The sequence below is a fragment of the Plantactinospora sp. CNZ320 genome (assembly GCF_002846275.1).
This window is the reverse complement of the sequence record NZ_PJMP01000001.1, coordinates 3,429,858-3,451,290: the sequence shown is the minus strand read 5'-3', so window position 1 is coordinate 3,451,290 and position 21,433 is coordinate 3,429,858. Positions and strand designations below refer to the sequence as shown.

General features: G+C 71.4%; 21 protein-coding genes, 1 pseudogene and 1 riboswitch. Of the genes and pseudogenes, 14 read left to right on the top strand and 8 right to left on the bottom strand.

The annotated features are described in order from the left end of the window. Positions 1-230: 230 nt before the first annotated feature. Positions 231-764, top strand: coding sequence for an HNH endonuclease (locus CLT71_RS15080; protein ID WP_101367665.1), 534 nt, complete (start codon positions 231-233; stop codon positions 762-764). Between the two features lie 36 nt (positions 765-800). Here the strand turns inward: CLT71_RS15080 and CLT71_RS15075 are convergent, their stop codons facing one another. From CLT71_RS15075 to CLT71_RS15065, 3 genes are all read right to left on the bottom strand, one after another. Then, positions 801-1,628, bottom strand: coding sequence for a class F sortase (locus CLT71_RS15075; protein ID WP_101367664.1), 828 nt, complete (start codon positions 1,626-1,628; stop codon positions 801-803). A gap of 14 nt (positions 1,629-1,642) precedes the next feature. Beyond that, positions 1,643-2,164: a hypothetical protein gene (locus CLT71_RS15070; protein ID WP_486483273.1), complete on the bottom strand. Its 522-nt coding sequence runs from the start codon at positions 2,162-2,164 to the stop codon at positions 1,643-1,645. Between the two features lie 130 nt (positions 2,165-2,294). Further along, complete coding sequence (locus CLT71_RS15065; RefSeq protein WP_101371464.1) at positions 2,295-2,747, bottom strand: Lrp/AsnC family transcriptional regulator; 453 nt, start codon at positions 2,745-2,747, stop codon at positions 2,295-2,297. 181 nt (positions 2,748-2,928) lie between these two features. Between CLT71_RS15065 and CLT71_RS15060 the strand changes: the two genes are divergently transcribed. From CLT71_RS15060 to CLT71_RS15045, 4 genes are all read left to right on the top strand, one after another. Next, positions 2,929-3,831 (top strand): tryptophan 2,3-dioxygenase, encoded by a 903-nt coding sequence (locus tag CLT71_RS15060; RefSeq protein ID WP_486483272.1) that lies wholly within the window; start codon positions 2,929-2,931, stop codon positions 3,829-3,831. A gap of 55 nt (positions 3,832-3,886) precedes the next feature. Further along, on the top strand, positions 3,887-5,167 hold the full coding sequence (gene kynU, locus CLT71_RS15055; protein ID WP_101367662.1) for a kynureninase: 1,281 nt from the start codon (positions 3,887-3,889) through the stop codon (positions 5,165-5,167). A 146-nt stretch (positions 5,168-5,313) separates the two neighbouring features. Next, positions 5,314-5,616 carry an aa3-type cytochrome oxidase subunit CtaJ gene (ctaJ, locus tag CLT71_RS15050; RefSeq protein WP_486483271.1) on the top strand — a complete coding sequence of 101 codons (303 nt, stop codon included), beginning with the start codon at positions 5,314-5,316 and terminating at the stop codon, positions 5,614-5,616. Between the two features lie 4 nt (positions 5,617-5,620). After that, positions 5,621-6,049 carry a DUF5130 family protein gene (locus CLT71_RS15045; protein ID WP_486483682.1) on the top strand — a complete coding sequence of 143 codons (429 nt, stop codon included), beginning with the start codon at positions 5,621-5,623 and terminating at the stop codon, positions 6,047-6,049. A 52-nt stretch (positions 6,050-6,101) separates the two neighbouring features. On the opposite strand, the gene CLT71_RS15040 is transcribed toward CLT71_RS15045, so the two are convergent. After that, on the bottom strand, positions 6,102-6,665 hold the full coding sequence (locus CLT71_RS15040) for a Uma2 family endonuclease (protein ID WP_101371463.1): 564 nt from the start codon (positions 6,663-6,665) through the stop codon (positions 6,102-6,104). A 202-nt stretch (positions 6,666-6,867) separates the two neighbouring features. On the opposite strand from CLT71_RS15040, the gene CLT71_RS15035 reads away from it, so the two are divergent. Next, positions 6,868-7,410 (top strand): aspartyl/asparaginyl beta-hydroxylase domain-containing protein, encoded by a 543-nt coding sequence (locus tag CLT71_RS15035; RefSeq protein ID WP_101367659.1) that lies wholly within the window; start codon positions 6,868-6,870, stop codon positions 7,408-7,410. Between the two features lie 945 nt (positions 7,411-8,355). Next, a complete protein-coding gene (locus tag CLT71_RS15030) occupies positions 8,356-8,547 on the top strand; it encodes a DUF397 domain-containing protein (RefSeq protein WP_101367658.1) in 192 nt (63 codons plus the stop codon). Positions 8,548-8,654: 107 nt separating this feature from the next. Here the strand turns inward: CLT71_RS15030 and pepN are convergent, their stop codons facing one another. Continuing rightward, entirely contained in the window at positions 8,655-11,207 is a 2,553-nt protein-coding gene (gene pepN / locus CLT71_RS15025) for an aminopeptidase N (RefSeq protein WP_101367657.1), read from the bottom strand. Between the two features lie 220 nt (positions 11,208-11,427). On the opposite strand from pepN, the gene CLT71_RS15020 reads away from it, so the two are divergent. The 3 genes and pseudogenes from CLT71_RS15020 to CLT71_RS15010 all read left to right on the top strand — a co-directional run bounded on the left by CLT71_RS15020 (position 11,428) and on the right by CLT71_RS15010 (position 14,068). Next, positions 11,428-12,057, top strand: a complete 630-nt coding sequence (locus tag CLT71_RS15020; protein ID WP_101367656.1) for a DsbA family protein — start codon at positions 11,428-11,430, stop codon at positions 12,055-12,057. A 115-nt stretch (positions 12,058-12,172) separates the two neighbouring features. Further along, positions 12,173-13,124: pseudogene (locus CLT71_RS15015) on the top strand (DUF1015 family protein); the annotation flags it as partial. A 470-nt stretch (positions 13,125-13,594) separates the two neighbouring features. Further along, positions 13,595-14,068: a ribose-5-phosphate isomerase gene (locus tag CLT71_RS15010; RefSeq protein WP_101367655.1), complete on the top strand. Its 474-nt coding sequence runs from the start codon at positions 13,595-13,597 to the stop codon at positions 14,066-14,068. On the opposite strand, the gene CLT71_RS15005 is transcribed toward CLT71_RS15010, so the two are convergent. Together CLT71_RS15005 and CLT71_RS15000 are read right to left on the bottom strand one after the other, a co-directional pair. Next, the gene (locus tag CLT71_RS15005) at positions 14,065-14,418 is read right to left on the bottom strand and encodes a hypothetical protein (protein ID WP_101367654.1); all 354 of its coding nucleotides are present in this window, start codon (positions 14,416-14,418) and stop codon (positions 14,065-14,067) included. The two genes, CLT71_RS15010 and CLT71_RS15005, sit on opposite strands and share 4 nt — an antisense overlap. 116 nt (positions 14,419-14,534) lie before the next feature. Next, entirely contained in the window at positions 14,535-15,791 is a 1,257-nt protein-coding gene (locus tag CLT71_RS15000; RefSeq protein ID WP_101367653.1) for a GNAT family N-acetyltransferase, read from the bottom strand. 128 nt (positions 15,792-15,919) lie between these two features. Between CLT71_RS15000 and CLT71_RS14995 the strand changes: the two genes are divergently transcribed. After that, positions 15,920-16,465 carry a hypothetical protein gene (locus tag CLT71_RS14995; protein ID WP_101367652.1) on the top strand — a complete coding sequence of 182 codons (546 nt, stop codon included), beginning with the start codon at positions 15,920-15,922 and terminating at the stop codon, positions 16,463-16,465. A gap of 123 nt (positions 16,466-16,588) precedes the next feature. Then, a complete protein-coding gene (locus CLT71_RS14990; protein WP_158242242.1) occupies positions 16,589-17,707 on the top strand; it encodes a glycosyltransferase family 2 protein in 1,119 nt (372 codons plus the stop codon). A gap of 25 nt (positions 17,708-17,732) precedes the next feature. Here CLT71_RS14990 and CLT71_RS14985 read toward each other — a convergent pair whose 3' ends face one another. Beyond that, positions 17,733-18,455: a polysaccharide deacetylase family protein gene (locus tag CLT71_RS14985; protein ID WP_486483270.1), complete on the bottom strand. Its 723-nt coding sequence runs from the start codon at positions 18,453-18,455 to the stop codon at positions 17,733-17,735. Positions 18,456-18,774: 319 nt separating this feature from the next. On the opposite strand from CLT71_RS14985, the gene CLT71_RS14980 reads away from it, so the two are divergent. Further along, positions 18,775-19,803 carry an SDR family oxidoreductase gene (locus CLT71_RS14980; protein ID WP_101367649.1) on the top strand — a complete coding sequence of 343 codons (1,029 nt, stop codon included), beginning with the start codon at positions 18,775-18,777 and terminating at the stop codon, positions 19,801-19,803. A 277-nt stretch (positions 19,804-20,080) separates the two neighbouring features. Beyond that, positions 20,081-20,214: riboswitch (cyclic di-AMP (ydaO/yuaA leader) on the top strand. Between the two features lie 3 nt (positions 20,215-20,217). Beyond that, a complete protein-coding gene (locus CLT71_RS14975; protein WP_101367648.1) occupies positions 20,218-21,240 on the top strand; it encodes a VldE C-terminal domain-containing protein in 1,023 nt (340 codons plus the stop codon). Positions 21,241-21,433 lie beyond the last annotated feature (193 nt).

The window sequence follows — 21,433 nt, the reverse complement described above, 5'->3', positions numbered from 1 at the left end:
GGAACCGGTCATCTTGCCACGGGACGTGAAAGCTTTCTGCGGGACCCCCGATTAGTACGTGCAATCGCGTCGGCTATCGGGGACTATTGGCGCACGGATGCCGGTGATCTGCCGGCGTCGGCCGCGGTCTGGGCGGCCGGTCGGTGCCTGCTGCCGATCGGGCAACCGGGGCGCGGCCGGCACCAGGCGGGCGAGGGAGCGGACCAGAAACAACCGAGAGGGTGAGCGCGATGCCTGACATACGACCCACGGTGGGCTCCGGAGCGTTGGTGCTCAATGCCACCTATGAGCCGCTGTGTGTCGTTTCAGTGCGTCGGGCCGCCATCCTGGTGCTCTCCGCCAAGGCCGTGTGCGTGGCCGACGGCGAGGGGATCCTGCACAGTGCCCGCAACTCCCTGCCGGTGCCGTCGGTAGTCCGGCTGACCCGGTTCGTCCGGGTGCCCTACCGGACGCATGTCGGGCTCTCCCGCCGGGCCATCTTCGCCCGGGACAACTGGCGCTGCGTCTACTGCCGGGGTCCGGCCGAGACCATCGACCACGTCTTCCCGCGCAGCCGGGGCGGCCGGCACGCCTGGGAGAACGTCGTCGCCGCCTGCGCGAAGTGCAACCACACCAAGGGCGACAAGACCCCGGCCGAGCTGGGCTGGCGGCTGAACTCGCTGCCGGCCGCGCCGAAGGGGATCGCCTGGCGGGTGCTGGGGCACCGGGCGCCGGACCCGCGCTGGGCGGACTGGCTGGACCTGCGCGAGGCCGAGGCGGCCTGAGCACCGCACGCTCAACTGAACGCGGTACCGGCTCAGCTAGTTGTGCCGGGCCGAGACCAGTGACGCGAAGACGACCACGTTGTCGGCGTACCCGGTGGAGCCGCCGACCCAGCGCCCGCCGCAGGTGATCAGTCGCAGTGACGGCCGGCTGAAGTCGCCGTAGACCTGGTCGACCGGCAACTGTGACTTGTTGAACCGCCGGACCGAGTTGACCTCGAAGACCGCCACCGACTCGTCCTCCCGGTCCACCTCGATCTTGGCGCCGGGGCGGAGCCCGGCCAGGTCGTGGAAGACGGCCGGGCCGGTCCGGGTGTCGACGTGACCGACGATCACCGACGGCCCGTACTGGCCGGGGGTCGGGCTCTGGCTGTACCAGCCGGCCTCGTCCCGGCGGTCCGACGCCGGCACCTCGATGGTGCCGTCCGGTGCGACCCCGACCGGGTGCACCGGGGCATCCAGGTCGAGCGACCGGATGCCGATCGCGACCGGCGGGCTCGACTCCAGCACCGGGAACTTGCGGGGCGGTGCCGGGGCACCGAACGGCAGCCCGCTGGGCAGCAGGGTGATCCCGGTGACGCTCTGCACCCCGAAGAGGGTGACGAGGATGCCGAGCAGCAGGGTGATCACCGGTACCGGCCCGGGGCGGCGGGCCAAGCGGCGCCCGACCGCCCGCCGGGGCGGCCGGGGTGACGCGGCGTCCAGGGTGCCGGGCGGGGTGCCGTCGGCCGGATCCGGGCTGGTGATGCTCGCCGCGGTGGCCTGCCGGGCGAGCCGGGCCGTCCGGCGTCGCCACCGGTCGGTACGCGCCCACCACCGACCCGTCCGGTCCCGCCACGTGCCACCGGCCGTGGAAGGGCGGAACATCGTCGGTCCGCGGGTCAGCTACTCGGTTCGGTACGCCGGCGCCGGCTGGCCATGCCGAACCCGACCGCGAGTACGACGATGCCGAGGCCACCGGCGATCATCATCGTCCCGCCCATGCCGCCGGCCGTACCGCCGCCACCGGTTGCCGGCCCCTGGCTGCCCTGACTCATGTTCACCACGGTCAGCGTGGTGGTGGCGTTGTTGCCGTTCTGCTGGCAGGCCAGGTTGACCGCGTACGCCCCCGGAGCCTTGCTGCCCGGGATCGTCACCGAGCCGGTGAGGAAACCGTTGTCGGGGCGTACGATCACCCGGCCGAAGGCGTCCGAGTGCACCGTTGCCTGCTGGTTGTTCGCACCGTCGCAGCTCGCCCGGATGTTGACCCGGGTGCCCGCCTGTGCGGTGTTCGGGGTCACCTCGACGAAGGTGTTCGGTCCGGCCCGTACCGCGCCCGCGTTCCCGAGCAGCGGCCCGGGTACCAGCGTGGCGACTGTGACACCGGCGGCGATCGTACGGCCGACGACCTTGGCAGTGAGCATGACGTCCTCCCCGGCGGTGCATCCCCTCGGCCGGGCACCCGTCGCATCGCCGCACGGGTCGGGTGCGCGACCGTCGTCGTGGGACGTGTTCCCACCGGTCCGGCGCACACACGCTCCGGGACCGCCCCGCTCAGCTGCCTGGGGTGGGTGGGATCGGCAGTACCGGGTGCCAGGCCAGCGGGCTGGAGAGCACCATCGTGCTCGACGGCTGCCCGTACGGGGCGAGACGGTCGATGACCTGCTCGAACGCCTCGATCGACTCGGCGGCGACCTTCAGCATCGAGCAGGCGTCACCGGTGATCCGGTGGATCTCCAGGATTTCCGGCCAGCCCGGCACCTCCGGGTCGCGGAGGATGCAGTGCGCCCCGTAACAGGACATCCGGATCATCGCCACCACGTTCCGGCCGGCCCGGGTCAGGTCGACGTGTGCGTGGTAGCCGGTCACCACACCGGACTCCTCCAGCCGGCGGACCCGTTCGGCGACGGCCGGCGGGGAGAGGTGCACCCGGCGGGAGAGTTCGCTGAACGAGAGCCGGGCGTCGGCCTGGAGTTCCCGCAGCAGTGCCCAGTCCATCGCGTCCACCACTCACTCACTCTCCGTAACGTACTCGTGAAGCTCGGATCGACCTTTCGAACGTTAAGCCATTTCGGCACCGAACCACAGAACCATCGAATCCAGGCTGATGGCGCCGTTGGTTCGGCATTCCGTCAGGTGCCCGACCAGGGAGATCATGACGGTACCGCGTTACGGAACGGAGGCAACGGTGGAGAGCACCCAGCGCCAGCGGCGACCCGGTCGACCCCGGGTACGCCCGCGCAACGCCGCACAGCGGGCCGCCCGGGCGGCGGCCAACGGTGGCGAGCCGACCCTGGAACCGGCCGGCCGGACGCCGTACGACGAGTACGTGCACGCGAGCACCCTGCATCGCCTCCAGCAGCCGCTGAGCCAGGACCCGGGCGAGATGTCGTTCCTGATGGTCAGCCAGATCATGGAGCTGTACTTCGGGCTGACCTGCTTCGAACTGCGCGAGGCGCGGCAGCGGCTGCGCGCCGACGACCTGTGGGGCGCGCTCGCCCCGCTGCACCGGGCGGCGCTGCACCTGGAGGGGCTGAACGCGGCCTGGCGGGGACTGCGCTGGATGACCCCGGCGGACTTCAACCGGTTCCGCAACCTGCTCGGCGAGGGCTCCGGATTCCAGTCCGCGATGTACCGGCAGTTGGAGTTCCTGCTCGGGCTGAAGACCGCCAGCCTGGTCCGACCCTTCCACCGGCACCCGGAGGTCTACGCCGAACTGGTCGAGACGCTCCGGTCGCCGAGCCTCTGGGACGAGGTGACAGCCCTGCTGGCCCGCCGGGGCTTCGCGCTGCCGGAAACGCTGCTGCACCGGGACTTCTCCGGCGACGCCGAGCCGAGCGCCGAGCTGACCGCCGCCTGGGTGCGGATCTACGCCGACACCGGACCCGACAACCAACTGCGGCAACTCGGCGAGACCCTGGTGGAGATCGCCGAGCAGTTCGACGACTGGCGCCACCAGCACCTCAAGGCCGTACGCCGGACCATGGGCGCCAAGGTCGGCACCGGCGGGTCGGCCGGCGCGGCCTGGCTGCGCCGGAGCATGGCCCGGGAGGTCTTCCCCGAGCTGTGGGCCGCCCGGACCGACATGTAGGGCGGGCGGCTAGCGTTCCGTGCCGAAGGCGAGCGAATCGAGGAGTGACGAGCGGATGACCACCCCCGAGCAGGAGGAGGCGGCCCGGCGCCGCGACGAGACCGACAGCGGTCATCGGCATCTCTTCCACGTGCCCCCGGCCGAGGGCGGCCGGTACCCCGAGTCCGCCTACCTGGTCGGCAACTCGCTCGGGTTGCAACCCCGGGCCGCCCGGGCCGACCTCGAAGCCGAGTTGGAGACCTGGGCCAGGCTCGGGGTCTCGGGGCACTTCTCCGGCGACCGGCCGTGGGTGCCGTCGTACCGCTCGCTCACCGGGCCGAGCGCGGCGCTGGTCGGCGCGCTGCCGGCCGAGACCGTGGTGATGAACTCGCTGACGGTCAACCTGCACCTGCTGATGGTCTCGTTCTACCGGCCGACCGCCGGTCGTGACCGGATCCTGATCGAGGACGGCGCCTTCCCCTCCGACAGTTACGCCGTGCGCAGCCAGGCCCGGCACCACGGGCTGGATCCGGACGAGGCGGTCGTCCGGCTGCGCCCCCGCCCCGGCGAGGAGGTGCTGCGCACCGAGGACGTGGTCGACTACCTCGACCGGGAGGGGCAGCGGGTCGCGCTGGTGCTGCTCGGCGGGGTCAACTACCTGACCGGCGAGCTGATGGACATCCCGGAGATCACCCGGGCCGGGCACCGGGCCGGCGCCCTGGTCGGCTGGGACCTCGCGCACGCGGTCGGCAACGTACCGCTGGCGCTGCACGACTGGGACGTGGACTTCGCCGCCTGGTGCACCTACAAATACCTGAACTCCGGGCCGGGGGCGCTGGCCGGGGCGTTCGTGCACGAACGGCACCTCGGCGACCCGGCGATCGACCGGTTCGAGGGCTGGTGGGGCACTGACGAGGCGACCCGGTTCGAGATGGCACCGGTCTCCCGGCCACCGGCCACCGTGGAGGCGTGGCTGATCTCCAATCCGCCGGTACTGGCGATGGCGCCGATGCGCAGCGCCCTGGCCATCTTCGAGCAGGTCGGGATGCCCGCGCTGCGGGCCCGCAGCGAGCGGTTGACCGGCTATCTGGAGGGCCTGCTGGACCAGATCACCCCGGGTCGGCCGCTGACCGTGCTCACCCCGCGCGATCCGGCCCGGCGCGGCTGCCAGCTCTCCGTCCGGATCGGCCGGGGCGGGGCCGCCGCACTGACCAGACGGCTCTCCAAGGAGTACGGGGTGCTCGTCGACGACCGCGAACCGGACGTGATCCGGCTCGCCCCGGTACCGCTCTACTCGACGTACCACGACTGCTGGCGGGCGGCCGAGGCGCTTGCCCGGCTCGTCGACGAGGGCTGACCCGAGCGCCGCCCGGCCCGGATCGGCACCCCGAGATCTGCTGGGCGGCGGTTTCCGATACCGTGAACGGCGACCGGCTCGGTCGGGTGGACACCTTCGCCACCTGCGCCGACCGGGCACGATGATCCCGTTTTCGCCTGGGGGCGTTGAGGTTGTCTGTTTCCGACACGTTGCTGGTCTTCGTTGCCATCCCGGCCGCCGCGGTGCTGGTGATCACCGTGCTGGCCCGGGCCGGCAAGAGCGGCCGTAACGCCCGGCGTTACCGCCCGGGGCGGCCCTTCGAGTTCACTCCGGTCTGGTTCCTCTCCTCGCCCGAGCACCTGACCGAGTCCGCCCGCAACGCGCTGCCGGCCGGCGCCGAGGCCCGGGCCCTGAGCAGTGGCGAGGTCGAGACCATCAGCGCGCCGAAGCGCGCCGGCGTGACAGGGGGCGCAAGTGACCGCTGGTAAGAGCGTGGCGACGGCCGAGCGGCCCGAGGCCGAGGTCGGACCGAGCGCCACCACCCGGCCGGACGTGCTCGACGGGCCGTTCACCACCCGCCAGCTCCTCCGGATCGACGAGGCGCTGCGGATCGCCGACGAGTCGACCGGCCTGGTCTTCACCGTCTACGTCGGTCCGCTGACCGAGCCGGTACGCGAGCACGCGCAGCGGCTGCTCATGGACCTGGTCGACCCGGCCCGTGCCGTACTTGTCGCGCTCTCGCCCAACCAGCGGGTGCTGGAGATCGTCACCGGCTCCGAGGCGCGCAAGCGGATCCCGGACCGGGATGCCAAGCTGGCCGCGCTCTCCATGGTGGCCTCCTTCGGTGGTGGCGACCTGACCGGCGGCATCGTCAGCGGGCTCGACCAGCTCGCCAGCCGGGCCGGCCGCGCCGCCGACTGACACCCCGCTCGTCCGCCCCGCCCGGCGGCCGGCCGGTCGGCTCGACTGCCGGTCAGTACAGCCAGGTGCCGGGGGCGACCCGCACCGGGAACGGCACCTCGACCAGCTTCGTACCGGTCGACGGGACGGAGCTGAGCAGCTCGTAGTGGCCGGCGGGGGCGCGTAGGTAGAGGTGGGCGATCGGGCCCTGCTCAGCCCGTTCGATCCGCCAGTACGACTCGATGCCGGCCTCGGCGTACAGGCCCAACTTGGTGAACCGGTCGTGCCGCCGACTGCTCGGCGACTCCACCTCGACCACCAGCGCCACGTCCTCCGGGTCAGCCCACATCGCGTCCTGCGGTGCACTCGGTCGCAGTACCGTGACGTCCGGGATGGCGTTGCCTCCCGGTACCCGCAGGCCGATCTCGCGGATCACCCGCCACTTCGGTGGGGTGGCGGCGCGTAGGGCGGCGCGGATCTCGTCGGCCAGCTCGTGATGCTGGAAGTCCGCCGGAGGGGTCACGTGGAGGCTCCCGTCGATGATCTCGTAGCGGTGCCCGTCCGCAGGCAGGGTGCGCAGATCGTCCTCGGTCCACCCCTGCTCGGGCGGATGCCACTCGTAGCGCGGTTGGGCCATCGAATCCACCTCCATCCCGAAGCCTAACGGCCGGAGACGCTCCGTGGTCGCCCCGACGGGGGCGACCCGGCCCCGGGTCGTCTGCGCCATCGACCAAAAGCAGGGTGGCCGCGAGAACCTGGCCGCCGGAGCGCTACAGCTCCGCTGTGCCGCCCGATCAGCGGCATGAGCGTGCGTCTACCGCTGGAGGTACAAGCATGTTGTGGACCAGCGGCGGTTTCCCTTCCTGGCCGACCTTCGGGCACGGTGGGGGGCCATCCGGGATGAATGCCGTGCTCTCCCGCAGGAGACCTACCAGCCGTGGGTACAACGCGAGATGTACGGACAGGGCTGGAGTGTCTACGGACTTGTCGCTTTCGGAGAACGGATTGAGGACGCGCTCGAAGCATGCCCGGCCACCGCCTCCGCGTTAAGGAGCGTCCCTCACCTGACGACCGCCGGATTCTCTCGGATGGCTCCTGGCACCCACATCAAGCCACATCAGGGATGGGTCACCACCGTCTACCGCGCACATCTCGGACTCGTCGTGCCGGACGACTGCGCGCTGCGAGTGGGCGACGAGACCCGACAGTGGCGCGAAGGCGAAACCTTCGTCTTCGACGACACCGTCACGCATGAGGCGTGGAACTACAGCACCAGCGACCGCGTCGTGCTTCTGTTCGACTTCGCCCGTCCCGGCTGCGAGGACATGGCGCAGGACGAACTGCCGGCCTCGGTGGCAGGCTTCGTACGGCGCGGCGGATGAGCCAGACCACACCAGAGCACTTCCACGGCCCCGTCTCATCCTGCCGTCCTGAAATCCCGCCGACCGTCGGGCGTGCGCCTGCAGCACCCGGGCATCACGCTGCCTACAGCGCGGTATGCGGCAGAAGAGGGCCTTACTCGCAGGCGAAGGAGTCGAGCGATTTTGTGCAGCTAAGTGTGGCACCGGCCGCGCTGGTTGTTCGCAGTGGTCGGCCATCGGCAGTCTTGGAAACCTTGTATACCCCCGTCTTTCCCTGGGACGACCAGCGGAGAAGAATCTCCCAAGTGCAATCACACGTCCCGGTGCTGCTGTAGACGAGAAAAGTCTCGGCGTCGTCGATTGAGACCCTGTACGGGAAGCGTATTGGCTTGCGTTCATGCGGCGGAACATCTTCGGCCCAATCGGGCTCGACCTCCGTGCTTAAGCGCGGTGGGGTGTGGTCCAGCAAGACGTTAACCCACCGATAGACATTGTCACCGCCGCAGGCCATCGAGACGTGCGTACCCGATGATGGCTTCGTTTTTTGGGTGACGCTTATCTCCATGCCAAGGAGTGTCACCTGAGCGCCTGTCTTGCCCTGGATGTTCAGCTCGATGATCCCGCTCGACGCGGTGACAGCCCCCACCCCGTCTGCCCAATAGTTCCGCTCGTCCTCCGTCGCGACATAGGACGGTTGACTGAACTCTCCGGGCGCTGCAGGAACGACCCAACCGCTTCCGCAAGGATTCGGGATCCGGCGTGCGGTCACATCTATTGGATCTGCCGGAGGGCAATCGTTTTACCAGTAGGCGATGCCGGCCTCGCACTGATCGCCTGGGTAGGAGTGTTCGGATGGGGAGTGGGCAATGCTGTCTCTGTCGGGCGAGCTGGAACTAGCATGGGAGGCGATCGACGCTCTGGCCCTGTCGGTCGATCAATCCCGAGACGTGATCCTAAGGTTGATCAATGACTACACCTGAACCGCGCTGGCGAACCTCCACTCGCAGCAACGCTGCCTCTGGCAACTGCGTTGAGGTTGCTGACAATCTTCCTGGCCGGGTACTCGTCCGGGACAGCAAGGATCGGGACGGCGGCACGCTGGCCTTCGGGCCGGAGGCGTGGCGCGGCTTCGTCAACCTGGCGAAGTCGCACGGCTGACGCGGGTCCGCCGCGCCGATCAGTACCCGGATGGTTCTTGGCTGACGACGGCGCCGGGCGCCGGAGAGGAATCCGGCGCCCGGCGGCGGTCAGTTTCGGTGGTGCGGTCAGGACGGTGAGGCGGCGTCCTTCGCCCGGGCCTTGAGCGCCCGCACCACACCGTCCCGGCCCTCGGCGACCAGCCGGCGCAGCGGCGCCGGATGCCCCGACTCGGCCAGCCAGGCGTCGGTCATCCGGATGGTCTCCTCGGTGATCTGGTACGCCGGGTAGGCCAGCATCACGAACTCCTGCGCCGGCTCACTGTCGCGGTTCTTCCACATCTGGCCGACGACCTGGAAGAACCGCTCGGCGTACGGTGCGGTCAGCTCGACCTGCGCCGGGTGCTGGAAGCCCTGCAGCAGCGCCCGGTGCCGCCAGTTCGGCAGCGCCTCGTCCCCGGTCAGGGTGCGCCACACCGTCTCCTTGTTCTCGGCGGTGGGCAGCAGCGCGTGCGCGAGCGCGGCCTCCCGCTCACCGCTGGAGGTCCGGTCCGCCGCCAGCTCGGCGTCGATCTCGGCGGCTCCGGCCGCGTCACCCGCGACCAGGGCACGCAGTACGCTCCAGCGCAGCTCGGTGTCGATGGTCAGCCCCTGCGGCACCCCGGCACCGTCCAGCCACCCCCGGAGCACGGCCAGCTCCTCGTCACTGCGGGCCGCCGAGGCGTAGGTCCGGGCCCAGGCCAGTTGCAGGCCGCTACCCGGTTCGGCGGCGCGCAGCGCGGTCAGCGCGGTACGGGCGAGATCCGCCCAGCCGGTCGGCGCCCACTCCGGCGCGGCGTACGAGGTGAGCGTGGCGGCAACCTGCCGCAGCGTCGCCGTGACCAGGTTGATGTCGGTCTCGGCGGGCAGCCCGGCCAGGGCCAGCGCCACGTAGTCCCGGGCGGCGAGCTCGGCGTCCCGGACCATGTCCCAGGCGGCGGCCCAGCACAGGCCCCGGGCCAGCGACGACTCGAACGCGGCGATGTGCCCCACCACCGTCGCCATCGACCGCTCGTCCAGCCGCAGCTTGGCGTAGGTCAGGTCGTCGTCGTTGAGCAGCAGCACGTCCGGCGCCGCCACGCCGCTGAGCTGCGGCAGCTCGGTACGCTCGCCGGCCACGTCGACCTCGATCCGGTCCCGCCGGACCAGCCGGCCGTCCCGCAGGTCGTAGAGGCCGACGCCGATCCGGTGGGTACGCAGCGTCGGGTGCTCGCTCGGTGCCTCCTGCCGGACCACCACCGACTCGTACGTCCCGTCGGGGCCGATCGACACCTCCGGGCGGAGCGTGTTGACCTGCGAGGTCTCCAGCCACTCGGCGGCGAACTTGCGCAGTTCCCGGCCGGAGGCCGCCTCCAGCTCGGTGAGCAGGTCGTCGAAGGTGGCGTTGCTCCAGGCGTGCTTGCCGAAGTAGCTGCGCAGGCCCTGCAGGAACGGCTCCTCCCCGACGTACGCGACGAGCTGCTTGAGCACGCTGGCGCCCTTGGCGTACGTGATGCCGTCGAAGTTGACCTCGACGGCCTCCAGGTCCGGCATCTCGCAGTAGACCGGGTGGGTGGAGGAGAGCTGGTCCTGCCGGTAGCCCCAGTTCTTGCGGACGGAGAGGAACGTCGTCCAGGCGTCGGAGAACCGGGTGGCGTTGGTGTTGGCCCAGTGGCTGGCCCACTCGGCAAACGACTCGTTGAGCCACAGGTCGTTCCACCAGCGCATGGTGACCAGGTCACCGAACCACATGTGGGCCAGCTCGTGCAGGATCGTGTTGGCCCGCTGCTCGTACTCGAAGTCGGTCTCCTGGGACCGGAACAGGTAGTGCGCCTCGGCGTGCGTGACGCAGCCGAAGTTCTCCATCGCGCCGGCGTTGAAGTCCGGCACCCACACCTGGTCGTACTTGGGCAGTGGGTAGCGGACGCCGAACTGCTCGTGGAAGAAGTCGAAGCCCTGGGTGGTGATCAGGTGCAGGTCGTCGGCGTCGAGGTGCGGCGCCATGCTGGCCCGGCAGAAGTAGCCGAGGTCGAGACCGTCGTGGGTGTACCGCACCTCGTGGTAGGGGCCGGCGCAGAGCGCGGTGATGTAGGTGCTCATCCGGACCGACTCGGCGAAGTGGACGGTCCTGGTGTCGGCGTCGGCCGGCTCCTCGCCGCTGACCGGCATGTTGGAGATGACCCGCCAGTGCGCCGGCACGGTCGCGTGCCAGGTGAAGACGCTCTTCAGGTCCGGCTGGTCGAAGCAGGCGAAGACCCGCTGCGCGTCGGCGGTCTCGAACTGGCTGTAGAGATAGGTCTCGCCGTCCACCGGGTCGACGCTGCGGTGCAGCCCCTGACCGCTTGACGAGTAGAGGAAGTCGGCGTCGACGACCAGGGTGTTCTCGGCGGCCAGGCCGGTCAGGGTGAGGCCGTCCTCGGCCGACCAGCCGGAGAGGTCGACCGGGCTGCCGTTCAGCGTCGCGGCCCGTACCGAATCGGCGGCCACCTCGATGAAGGTGCTGGCCCCCGGCTCCGTGCAGCGGAACCGGACCTCGGTCGTCGAACGGAAGGTGCGGGCGTCCGCGCCCTGTCCGGCGGACGACAGGTCCAGGCGGATGTCATAGCCGGTGACGTCGAGCAGACGACTCCGGTCGGTCGCCTCGACCTGGGTCAGGTTACGCACTCCTGGCACGTGAATCTCCATCCGGTCTTCCCGCTGGCTGTCAGCGTCGACAGCACCGAGCCATCCCCACGGCCCGACGTCGAGTGTTTCATGCCGGCGGGATTGGCACTGGTGCTCCATGTCACGGTCTCATCCCGCTGTCGGTGGCGGCCCTCACGGGTGAAGATCTGTAACGGTGTCGCCGATCCCGGCCTGCCCCGATGACGAAGGGAGTCGCGCCGTGTCCGAGCGCGCGTCAGTTGACATGTTCTTCGATCCGATCTGCCCCTGGGCCTGGATCACCTCCCGCTGGCTGCTGGAGGTCGAGAAGGTCCGTGCCGTCGACATCCGGTTCCGGGTGATGAGCCTCGCGGTGCTCAACTCGGGCCGGGACGATCTGCCCGAGCAGTACCGGGAGGGGCTGAAGACCGCCTGGGGCCCGGTGCGGATCTGCGTCGCCGTGGAACAGCGGCACGGCTCCGAGGCGGTCGCCAAGCTCTACACCGCACTCGGCAACCGGATCCACCTGGCCAAGGAGGAGCGGGGCCCGGAGCTGTACCGGGCGGCGCTGGCCGACGCCGGGCTGGACCCGGCGCTGGCCGAGGCCGCCGACTCCACCGAGTACGACGAGGCGCTGCGGGCCAGCCACGACGCCGGAATGAAGCCGGTCGGCCAGGACGTCGGCACCCCGGTGATCCACGCTCCCGGCCCGGTGCCGGGGGAGACCGTCGCCTTCTTCGGCCCGGTGATCACGCCGGCCCCGAAGGGCGAGGCGGCCGGGCGGCTCTGGGACGGCGTACTGCTGGTCGCCGGTACTCCGGGCTTCTACGAGCTGAAGCGCACCCGTACCGAGGCGCCGAGTTTCGACTGAGCGGGCCGACGTGGGCGGTTCGACCGGTACCGGCGCCGGTCCGGGCCGCCCACGGGGTGGAAACGGCCGGGGTATCCGTACGCCGGGTCCGGCGCCGCCGGTAGCGTTCCGGCACATGACGGTCGTGCATCCGATCAGCCGTGCCTGGGTCACCACTGGCGGCACCGGCGCCCAGAACTACGACGAGTTCGCCGACGACGCCGAGATCACGGCGATCATCCGGGACAACCCAGCCAGCGCACTCGCGATCGAGATGCCGCACCGCGCCCCGGAGAGCGTCGGGCGGTCCTTCACCGAGGCGCTGCCTGACGCGGTCGCCCGGTTGGCGCAGGCCCGGGCCGACGGCAGCTACACCCCGGCCGAGCAGGTGGTGGTGCTCTACCGGATCAGCGCGCCGGGCGAGGAGCCCGGTTACGGGATGTTCGCCATGGTCGACACCGACCAGATTTCCACAAGTGCGGACGAACCCGGACTGGTGATCCGCAACGAGGACGTCTTCATCGCCAAGGTGCGGGAGCGGGTGGCGCTGGCCGAGGCGACCGGCCATCTCCTCTCGCCGGTACTGCTACTCCAGACCGGCAACCGGGCCGGCGCCGCCACCACCGACGGCGGCGCGACCACCGGCGCCGCCGGTACGGGTGACGGCGGTGGTGCGAGCGGCGACGGCGGTGCGCGGCCCAATGCCGGCGAGGCGCTGCACCGGGCGCTGGCCGAGGCGACCGACGCGGCCGGTCCGCCCGCCGCGACCGACACCGACCAGGCGGGGCGGACCCACGCCATCTGGTTGCAGGGGCCCGGACCCCGCCAGGACGAACTCCTGGCGCTGGCCGGTGCCGGGGAGCTGGTCGTCGCGGACGGCAACCACCGCAGCCTGGCCGCGCAGATCGGCGAACTGCCCCGGTTCCTCGCGGTGGTCACCACCCCCGCCTCGGTGGCGATCCAGCCGTACAACCGGCTGGTCAGCGAGCTGACCAGCACCCCCGACGAGTTGCTCGACCGGCTGCGCGCGGCAGGCTCCCGGGTCGAGCAGGTCGCGGGTCCGGCGGCGGTACCCGACTCCGGCGGCACGATCCAGCTCTATGCGGCCGGCAGGACCTACGCGATCACCCTGCCCTCGGGTCCGGGCGGGGGAGTGGAGAACCTGGACCATGCGCTCGTCGAGCGCGTGCTGCTGCGGGACGCGCTCGGGCTCGACCCCGGCGACAAGCGGATCACGTACGTCGGCGGCGACTACCCGGCGCGGTGGCTGGTCGGCGAGGTCGACGCGGGCCGGGCGGAACTGGCGATCCTGATCGCCCCGGTGACCGTGCAGGACTTCGTCGCGGTCAACCTGGCCCGGCAGAAGATGCCCCGGAAGAGCACCTGGTTCACCCCGAAGGCCCGGGCCGGCCTGGTCCTGGCCGAGCTGGGCCGGGACACCCCGGAGTCCTCCCGGGACTGACCTCGGACGCGGCCCGGGCGGGGGAGGGCTGTGATCTGTCCGGCTGTCGCCGTGCCTGCCGGCGGGTGACGGCGACGGGCTGACAGACTGCGCGGTATGCGCGTCTATCTGGGATCCGACCATGCCGGTTACGAACTGAAGGTGCACCTGGCCAACCACCTGGCCAAGCAGGGCTACGAACTGGTGGACGTGGGGCCGTTCCTCTTCGACCCGGACGACGACTATCCGGTGTTCTGCCTGCACTGCGGCGCCCGGGTGGTGGCCGACCCGGGCAGCCTGGGCGTGGTGATCGGCGGCTCGGGCAACGGCGAGCAGATCGCCGCCAACAAGGTGGCCGGGGTACGCGCCGCGCTCGCCTGGAACGTCGAGACCGCCCAGCTCGCCCGGGAACACAACGACGCGAACGTGGTCGCGATCGGCGCCCGCCAGCACACCCTGGACGAGGCGACGGCGATCGTGGAGGCGTTCCTGAGTACGCCGTTCTCCGGCAACGACCGGCACGCACGCCGGATCGCACAGGTCGCCGAGTACGAGAGCTCAGGCGCGCTGCCGGCACTGCCGGCGTCCTAGCCGACGGGCCGCCCGCCCCGCTGGTCGGTGGCGGGCGCTGCGCGCCCGCCGCGCGGCAGTTCGTCCCGGGGCACCCAGTTGCGCCGGACCAGCACCAGACGTTCGGCCGCCTCCGCGAGGTCGGCCTCGGTCGGCCGGGCCGCGTCCCGGGCCCGCATCGCCGCCGTGACACTCACCTGGGAGGCGCCCGAGCCGATCAGCCCGCGCAGGCCACGTTCCGCGTCCCGGTCGTCCCCGGCTCCCGGTCCGGTGCCCGGGTCACCGCCGCGCCGCCCCTGTTCGGACGGGCCGCCGCTGCCACTCGACGGATCGTGCCGCAGCCTCCGCCGTCGACGTTCCGGCTCGGTCATGCCACCTCCGCGATCGGTTCGGCCATGCCACTTCCGCGATCCGCTCGGTCAAGCCACCCCGCGATCGGCTCGGCCACGGTGCCGACCCTACCGGTCGGTGGCGTGCCGGTCCCGGTTCAGAAGCTACCCGGGCCGGCGGGTGCCCGGTGCCAGCCGAACGCGGCGGAGGTCCGGGCCAGGACGTCGGGGCGGAGCTCCCGGACCAGCCCGGCACCGGCCAGCGCGGCCAGGGTCGGGCCGCCGAGATAGGCGGCGGCGAGGTCGCGTACGTCGCAGGCGAGTTCGGCAGGTGCGTCGGTCCGGGTACACCGTGCGGCGCCGGGGCCGGCGGTCAGCCGCCACCGTCCCGCGTTCTCCGGCAGGAGCGGGTCGGTGACCTCGAGTACGACGTCGACGTCGACGACGTACCTGCGGGCCGACAGCGCCGACGGCAGGTCCACGATCCGGACCCAGAGCCCGTGGTCGAGCCGGGCACCGAGTTGGCGTACCTCGTCGACCAGGTGCTGTACCGGCTCGTCGACCGCCGCGTAGCCGTAGTGCACGCTCCGGGTCAGGTCGATGCCGAGCAGGAACCGCCACAGTGCCGCGTACGCGGCCGGATCGGCGGCCACCAGCTCGTCGAGGAGTACCTGTCCCTGCGGCCCACGGTCGTCCCAGCCGGGCCGGATCCGCCACAGGGCGTACCCGACCGGACCGTCCGGCGTCTCGGCGAGTACGGCCTGCCGGCCCGTCGTGCCGGAGCGTTGGCTGGCGGCGTCGGTCAGCAGGTACTGCCACCAGGGGTTGTTTCGGCTGGACCAGCCCGGCCGGTCGGGGCGGAGCCGGTCCCAGAGGGCGGCGAGCGTGGGGCGCAGTGCCACCGGAGCACCGGTGCGGAGGGTGATCGCCGCACCGGTACCGTCCGGGTCGACCGGGCGGAGCCCGCTGCTCTGCACGTCGAGCCGCCACCGCTGCGCCGCGTCTCCGTAGCCGAACCGGGGATAGATCTGCCCCTCGCTGGCCCAGAGCACGGCGATCGGCTCCCGGCCGGCGGCCAGCACGTCCCGCAACTGCCGCCGCATCAGCCGGCCGAGCAGCCCTTGCCGGCGATGGGTGGCCGCCACGGCGACCCTGGTCACGTGCGCCGCCGGTACGACAGCGCCCGGCACGGTCAACTCCCGGGTGAACGCCGCCGCGTGTGCCACCACGGCGTCCCCGGCGCGGACCAGCAGCGACCGTTCCGGTTCGGTGATCGCCTCACCGGCCTCCGCCTCCTCCTGCGCCGCGGCCGGGTCGGCGTGGAAGGCGGTGCCGAGCAGTGTGACGATGGCGGCCCAGTCGGCTGCGGCGCCGACCTCGATCCGGGGTTCCGAACCGGGGGTCGTGGGGGTCATCGTCCATGTCTAGCCGATCGATGCTGGCTCGGCGAGGTGTTTGCCGGCTGGCTACCCTCGGAACTGGAGCGGGTTCCGGACCCGAGGAGCGGGTTCCGGGCCCGGGCCGATGGGGAGGACAGGGACAGATGGCAGACCAGACGCAGCCGTGGGCCGAGCGGACCGTGGAGATGCCGCCCGGTGCGGAGGGTCCGGGGATGCCGCCGGGCTCCGAGGGCTTCCGGCGGGGTGTGGCGCAGGTCGGGGTGCCCCGGCAGCGTAAGGAGCCGGAGGCGCCGCATGAGCCGACCGGTACCGGCTGGCCGATGGTGGAGCCGGAGCGGCAGCAGCTTCCGCCGGGTTACCACTGGCGGCAGCTGCGCATCGGACGGCACTGGAGCATGCTGGGTGGCCTCTTCGCCTTCGTCTGCTGGGGGATCTGGGCGATCTCGGCCCGGGGGGATCTGACCAGTCCGGTGGTCACCTTCGTGCTGACCCTCTTCGTCGCGGTCGGCCTCTTCGCGCTGGCCCGGCTGGTCGGTCGGGTCTTCTGGGAGCGTCAGCTCGGCCGGATCCGGCGCAGCGCCCGGGGCGCGCACCTGGTCACCGGGATCTTCCTGGTCGGGGTCGGGGTGGCCTACCTGCGCCAGACGGAGTGGGTCGTCGACCTGTGGAACTGGGTGGCAGGGCTCTAGATCCGGACAGGTGCTGATCGAAGTGACAAATCACAATTTGGTCACTCGGTAGTTACGCAACGCCAGACAGGCGATTACTGGGCGCTACTATTCGGTCTCCGTCCTCCCTCGGAGGTTTCCACGGTGACCCTGCTCAGCGTGATAGTCCCGGTCTACCAGGTGCGGGAATACCTGGCCGACTGCCTGGACTCCATCCTCGACGCGTCCTTTCGCGACCTCGAACTGGTGGCGGTCGACGACGGTTCCCGCGACGGCAGCGCGGCGGTCCTGGCCCGGTACGCCGAACGCGACCCCCGGCTGGTGGTGGTCACCCTCGACCAGAACCAGGGGCTCGGGGCGGCCCGCAACACCGGCCTGTCCCGGGCCACCGGCGAGTACGTGTGGTTCGTCGACGGCGACGACTGGCTGCCCGAGGGAAGCCTCGCCGCCGTCGCCGAGCGGCTGACCCGGACCCGGCCCGACCTGCTGGTCACCGCGTACACCCGGTACTACCCGAACGGCGGGACCCGGCACCTGTCGCTCTCCCAGGTCGGTGCCGGCGGCCCGGTGCCGGAGACGTTCACCCTCCAGCAGCGGCCCGCTCTGCTGTCGGTGCTACACATCACCTGCAACAAGGTGATCCAACGCAGGTTCCTCCTCGACCTGGGCCTGACCTTCGGCCCCGGCTGGTACGAGGACGTCTCGTTCAGCTTTCCGCTGCTGCTCGCCGCGCGGCGGATCGCCCTGCTGGACCGGTGCTGTTACGCGTACCGGCAGCGTCCGGAGGGTGCGATCACCGCGACTGTCAGCGAGCGGCACTTCGATGTCTTCGCGCACTGGGACCGGGTGCTCGCCGGTCTGGACGCCGACCCGGCGGTACCGGCCGAGCTGCGTCACCTGATCTTCCAGCGGATGATCTGGCACCTGTTGCAGGTGCTCAGCCATCCCCGGCGGGTGCCGCCCGAGCGCCGCCGGGAGTTCTTCGCCGAGATCGTCACCCGCTACCGGGCACACCTGCCGCCCGCGGGCTACCAGCCGCCGGGCGGTGCGGCCGGGCTGAAGCACCGGCTGGTGGGTCGCGGGGCGTACGGGCTGTTCGCCGCGCTCCAGGCCGCCCGGCGGGCACACGTCGGCATGGTGGCCCGGGTCCGGCACCCGCTCGGGTCACGGCCGCCGGCCGGCACCGCCGGGTCGGCATCGGTGGCCGTGCCCGGCAGCCGGGTCGGGTCGGTGCCCGGTGAGTTGACCGACCGGGTGGGCTGAGGGTCCGACACCGGTCACCTCGACATCAGCCGTGTTCGCCGAGCGGGCCGACCTGCCAACCCTGGCGCCTGCACTCCTCCAGCAGGGCGGGCAGGGCGGCGAGACTTGACCGCCAGGCACCCGGCGCCGAGGTGCAGTCGGAGTCGTGCAGCAGCACCGTACCGCCGCCGGCCAGGCCGTCGCGCAGTGCCTCGAGTACCGAGGACCGGGTCGCCGACCGGCTCCAGTCCCGCCCCCAGCAGGTCCAGAGCACCGGGGTCAGATCCAGCCGGCGGGCGGCGACCAGGGCGGCGGTGCTGAACACCCCGTACGGCGGGCGGAAGAACCGGGGTACCCGACCGGTCACCGCCCCGATCAGCTCGCGGGTCCGGGCCAGGTCGCGGTAGGTGGCGTGCGGGCCCTGGAGCAGCAGGTTCTGGTGTGTCCAGCCGTGCACCGCGACCTCGTGCCCGGCGGCGACGAGATCCAGCCCGAGTTCCGGCGCGCGGGCCAGCATCGACCCCAGTAGGAAGAAGGTCGCCCGGGTCCGGTGCGCGGCCAGGGTCTCGACGAAGAGCGGGGTGGAGGCCGGATCGGGGCCGTCGTCGAAGGTGAGCGCGACGTGACCCGGCGAGCCGCGTCCGCTCAGCCGGGGAAAGAACCGCAGCCGTACCCCGGGCAGCACCGTCACCGCCGGCACCACCTGGGCGGCCAGTGCGGCAGCGACGGCGGTCGCCGGCACCACGCGTCCGCGCAATCGTTGCTGCACCCGCCGCACCATCTGCTCCGCCCGCCGCCCCGGTCGCGGAGGCGGTTACCCGCCCGGCCGGGGTTCATCCTCACCCGGACGGGTGGCCCGGGCCCGGCGCTGCGGTTGCCTGCCGGGCGCCGTGGTCGCTACCTCGGCGCTGCGCTGCTGCCTGGGCTGTGGTTGCCGTCCGGCGGCCTGGTCTCCGGCGCGTCCAGGAGTTTGCCGGGGCACCGGCCGGGTAGCCGGCGCGCGGCGACCGGGGAGGGCGCAGCGGTCCGGGAAGGCGCAGCGGTCCGGGAAGGCGCAGCGGTCCGGGAGGGTGCGGGACGGGGGGCGGATGCGGGGGCGACCTGCGGCGCGGGTAGCGGTGATCACCGGAGCGAGTGCCGGGGTGGGCCGGGCCACGGCCCGGCTGCTGGCCCGCCGGGGGATGCGGCTCGGCCTGCTGGCCCGGGGCGGCACCGGGCTGCGGGGCGCGGCCGAGGACGTCCGCGCGGCCGGGGGCGTGGCACTGCCGATCGAGGTCGACGTGGCGGACCACCGCCAGGTGGAGGCGGCCGCCGACCGGGTGACCGACGAGCTGGGACCTATCGATCTGTGGGTCAACAACGCCATCGTCTCGGTCTTCGCGCCCTTCACCGAGATCGGACCGGAGGAGTTCCGGCGGGTGACCGAGGTCTGCTATCTCGGGTACGTCTACGGCACCCGGGCCGCCCTCGACCGGATGCGCCCGCGCGGGAGCGGCACGATCGTGCAGGTCGGGTCGGCACTGGCCTACCGGTCGATCCCGCTCCAGTCGGCGTACTGCGGAGCGAAGCACGCCATCGCGGGCTTCACCGAGTCGCTGCGCTGTGAACTGCTGCACGACCGCAGCCCGGTCCGGCTCACCATGGTGCACCTGCCGGCGCTGAACACCCCGCAGTTCGACTGGGTACTCTCCCGGCTGCGTAACCGCGCCCAGCCGGTGCCACCGATCTATCAGCCCGAACTGGCGGCCCGAGCCATCGTGCACGCCGCCGACCGGCCGGACCGGCGGGAGTACTGGGTCGGTGCCTCCACGGTCGGCACCATCCTCGCCAACCGGCTGGTACCCGGGCTGCTCGACAGGTACCTGGCCCGGACGGGGTACTCCGGCCAGCAGACGGAGCAGCCGGCGCCGCGGGATCGAACGGCCAACCTGTGGCACCCGGTCGACGACGGCAGCGGGGTGGACCAGGGCGCGCACGGCTCGTTCGACACGCCGTATCGCACAAGGAGTCCGCAACTGTGGCTGTCCCAGCATCGGGGCGTGGTGACAGCGGGTCTGCTCTCGGCCGGTACGGTGGCCGGTGTGCTGTTCGGCACAACGCCCTGGCGCCGACGGTGACCAAAGAATCACGCCACCGACCAACCTGGACACGTTTTCGCACGTCAGGCCGGTGACTACCCGCTCGGTAACCGGTGACAACGCGCTTGGTAAATAGCCGACAGCGGCTAGTCGATAATGGTGGGCAAAGCATGACCTTCGATGCGCCTGAGGCGCCGTGATTACGGATAGTCGTTGCCTGGCAACGCTTTTGCCCGCGATCGGGTATTGCCATTCGGGAAGTGAAACCGGGTATGCTGTCTGCCGTTCATAGCCGCCGGCTACCGCGTGGTACCGGCGCTGATCGCCGCCTAATCGCCACACGGCGAGCCGGGGACCCACGCACCCCTGGGGTGAATCCGCGACAGCGGTAGGGACCACTTCCATCCCGAACCCGTCAGCTAACCCGGTCGGCGGCCGACGGAAGGGATACATGTGAGGGCACCCCTACGCCGAAGGCTGGCGACTGCCCTGGCACTGCTCACCGCCGCAGCTCTGGTCGTGGTCCCGTCGGAGGCGTCGGCGGCGCCCGCGCCGAAACCGGCCCCCCATGAGGAGGCCGACTCGCCGGTGCTCGGTGACGTGCTCGCCAGCGCCGGCAAGCGGCTGGCGGAGGCGAAGGCAGAACGCGCCAAGTCCCAGCGGCGGCAGCAGCAGCTCGGCAACCAGTTGAAGCAGGCGGAGGCCAGGCTGGCGGCGCTCACGCCGGAGGCGAGCGAGATCGCGGCCGAGTCCTACCGCAGCGGCAAGCTCAGCGCCATCTCGATGCTGCTGACGAACAACTCGTCCGACTCCGCGTCGAGCTCGTTCATCGAGCGGGCCTCGGCGCTCAACGAGCTGAACCTGTTCAACAACAGCAAGCTTCGGGCGCTCAACCAGGCGCGTAACGAGGTCGGCGCGGCCAAGAAGGCGATCGACGACGAGGTCGCCAAGCAGGCCGCGCAGGAGAAGATCATCCAGAAGCAGCAGACGGACGCGAAGAAGGCGCTCGCCCTGGTGGGCGGCAACTCGCGTCCGAACAAGGGGCTGGTGGCGGCCACCTCGCCGGTCGCCCGGCCGGGGCCGGGAATGGCCGACGGCTTCCCCGGGCTGCCGTGCAACAAGGACGATCCGACCACCGGCGGTTGCATCACCGCCCGGACACTGCACATGTACAACGAGGTGCGCCGGGCGGGCTTCAAGAGGTTCGTCGGCTGCTACCGGCCCGGTGGGCCGTTCGAGCACCCGAAGGGCCGCGCCTGTGACTGGTCGCTGCGCAACTCCGGGTTCAGCCGGGCTGCCAACGACGACCAGATGAAGTACGGCAACGACCTGGCCGCGTTCCTGATCCGCAACTCGGACCGGCTCGGCATCCTCTACGTGATCTGGTACAAGGAGATCTGGTTCCCCGGCGAGGGCTGGAGTTCCTACAGCGGTCCGAGTGACCACACCGACCACGTGCACGTCTCGATGTTGTAGGCCCGAACGAACGCCACCGCCCCGTCACCTGCTGTTCAGGGTGGCGGGGCGGTGGCGTTGTGCGGACAGGTTGCGCGCCGACTGGCATCATCGGCGGATGGCCGGCCGGTCCGACGGACTGACCGGCCGGCCCGCCCCGCTACCTGGTCCGCCCGCACCCGCCACGGTGGCGGCGGATAGGATGCGGGCCTCC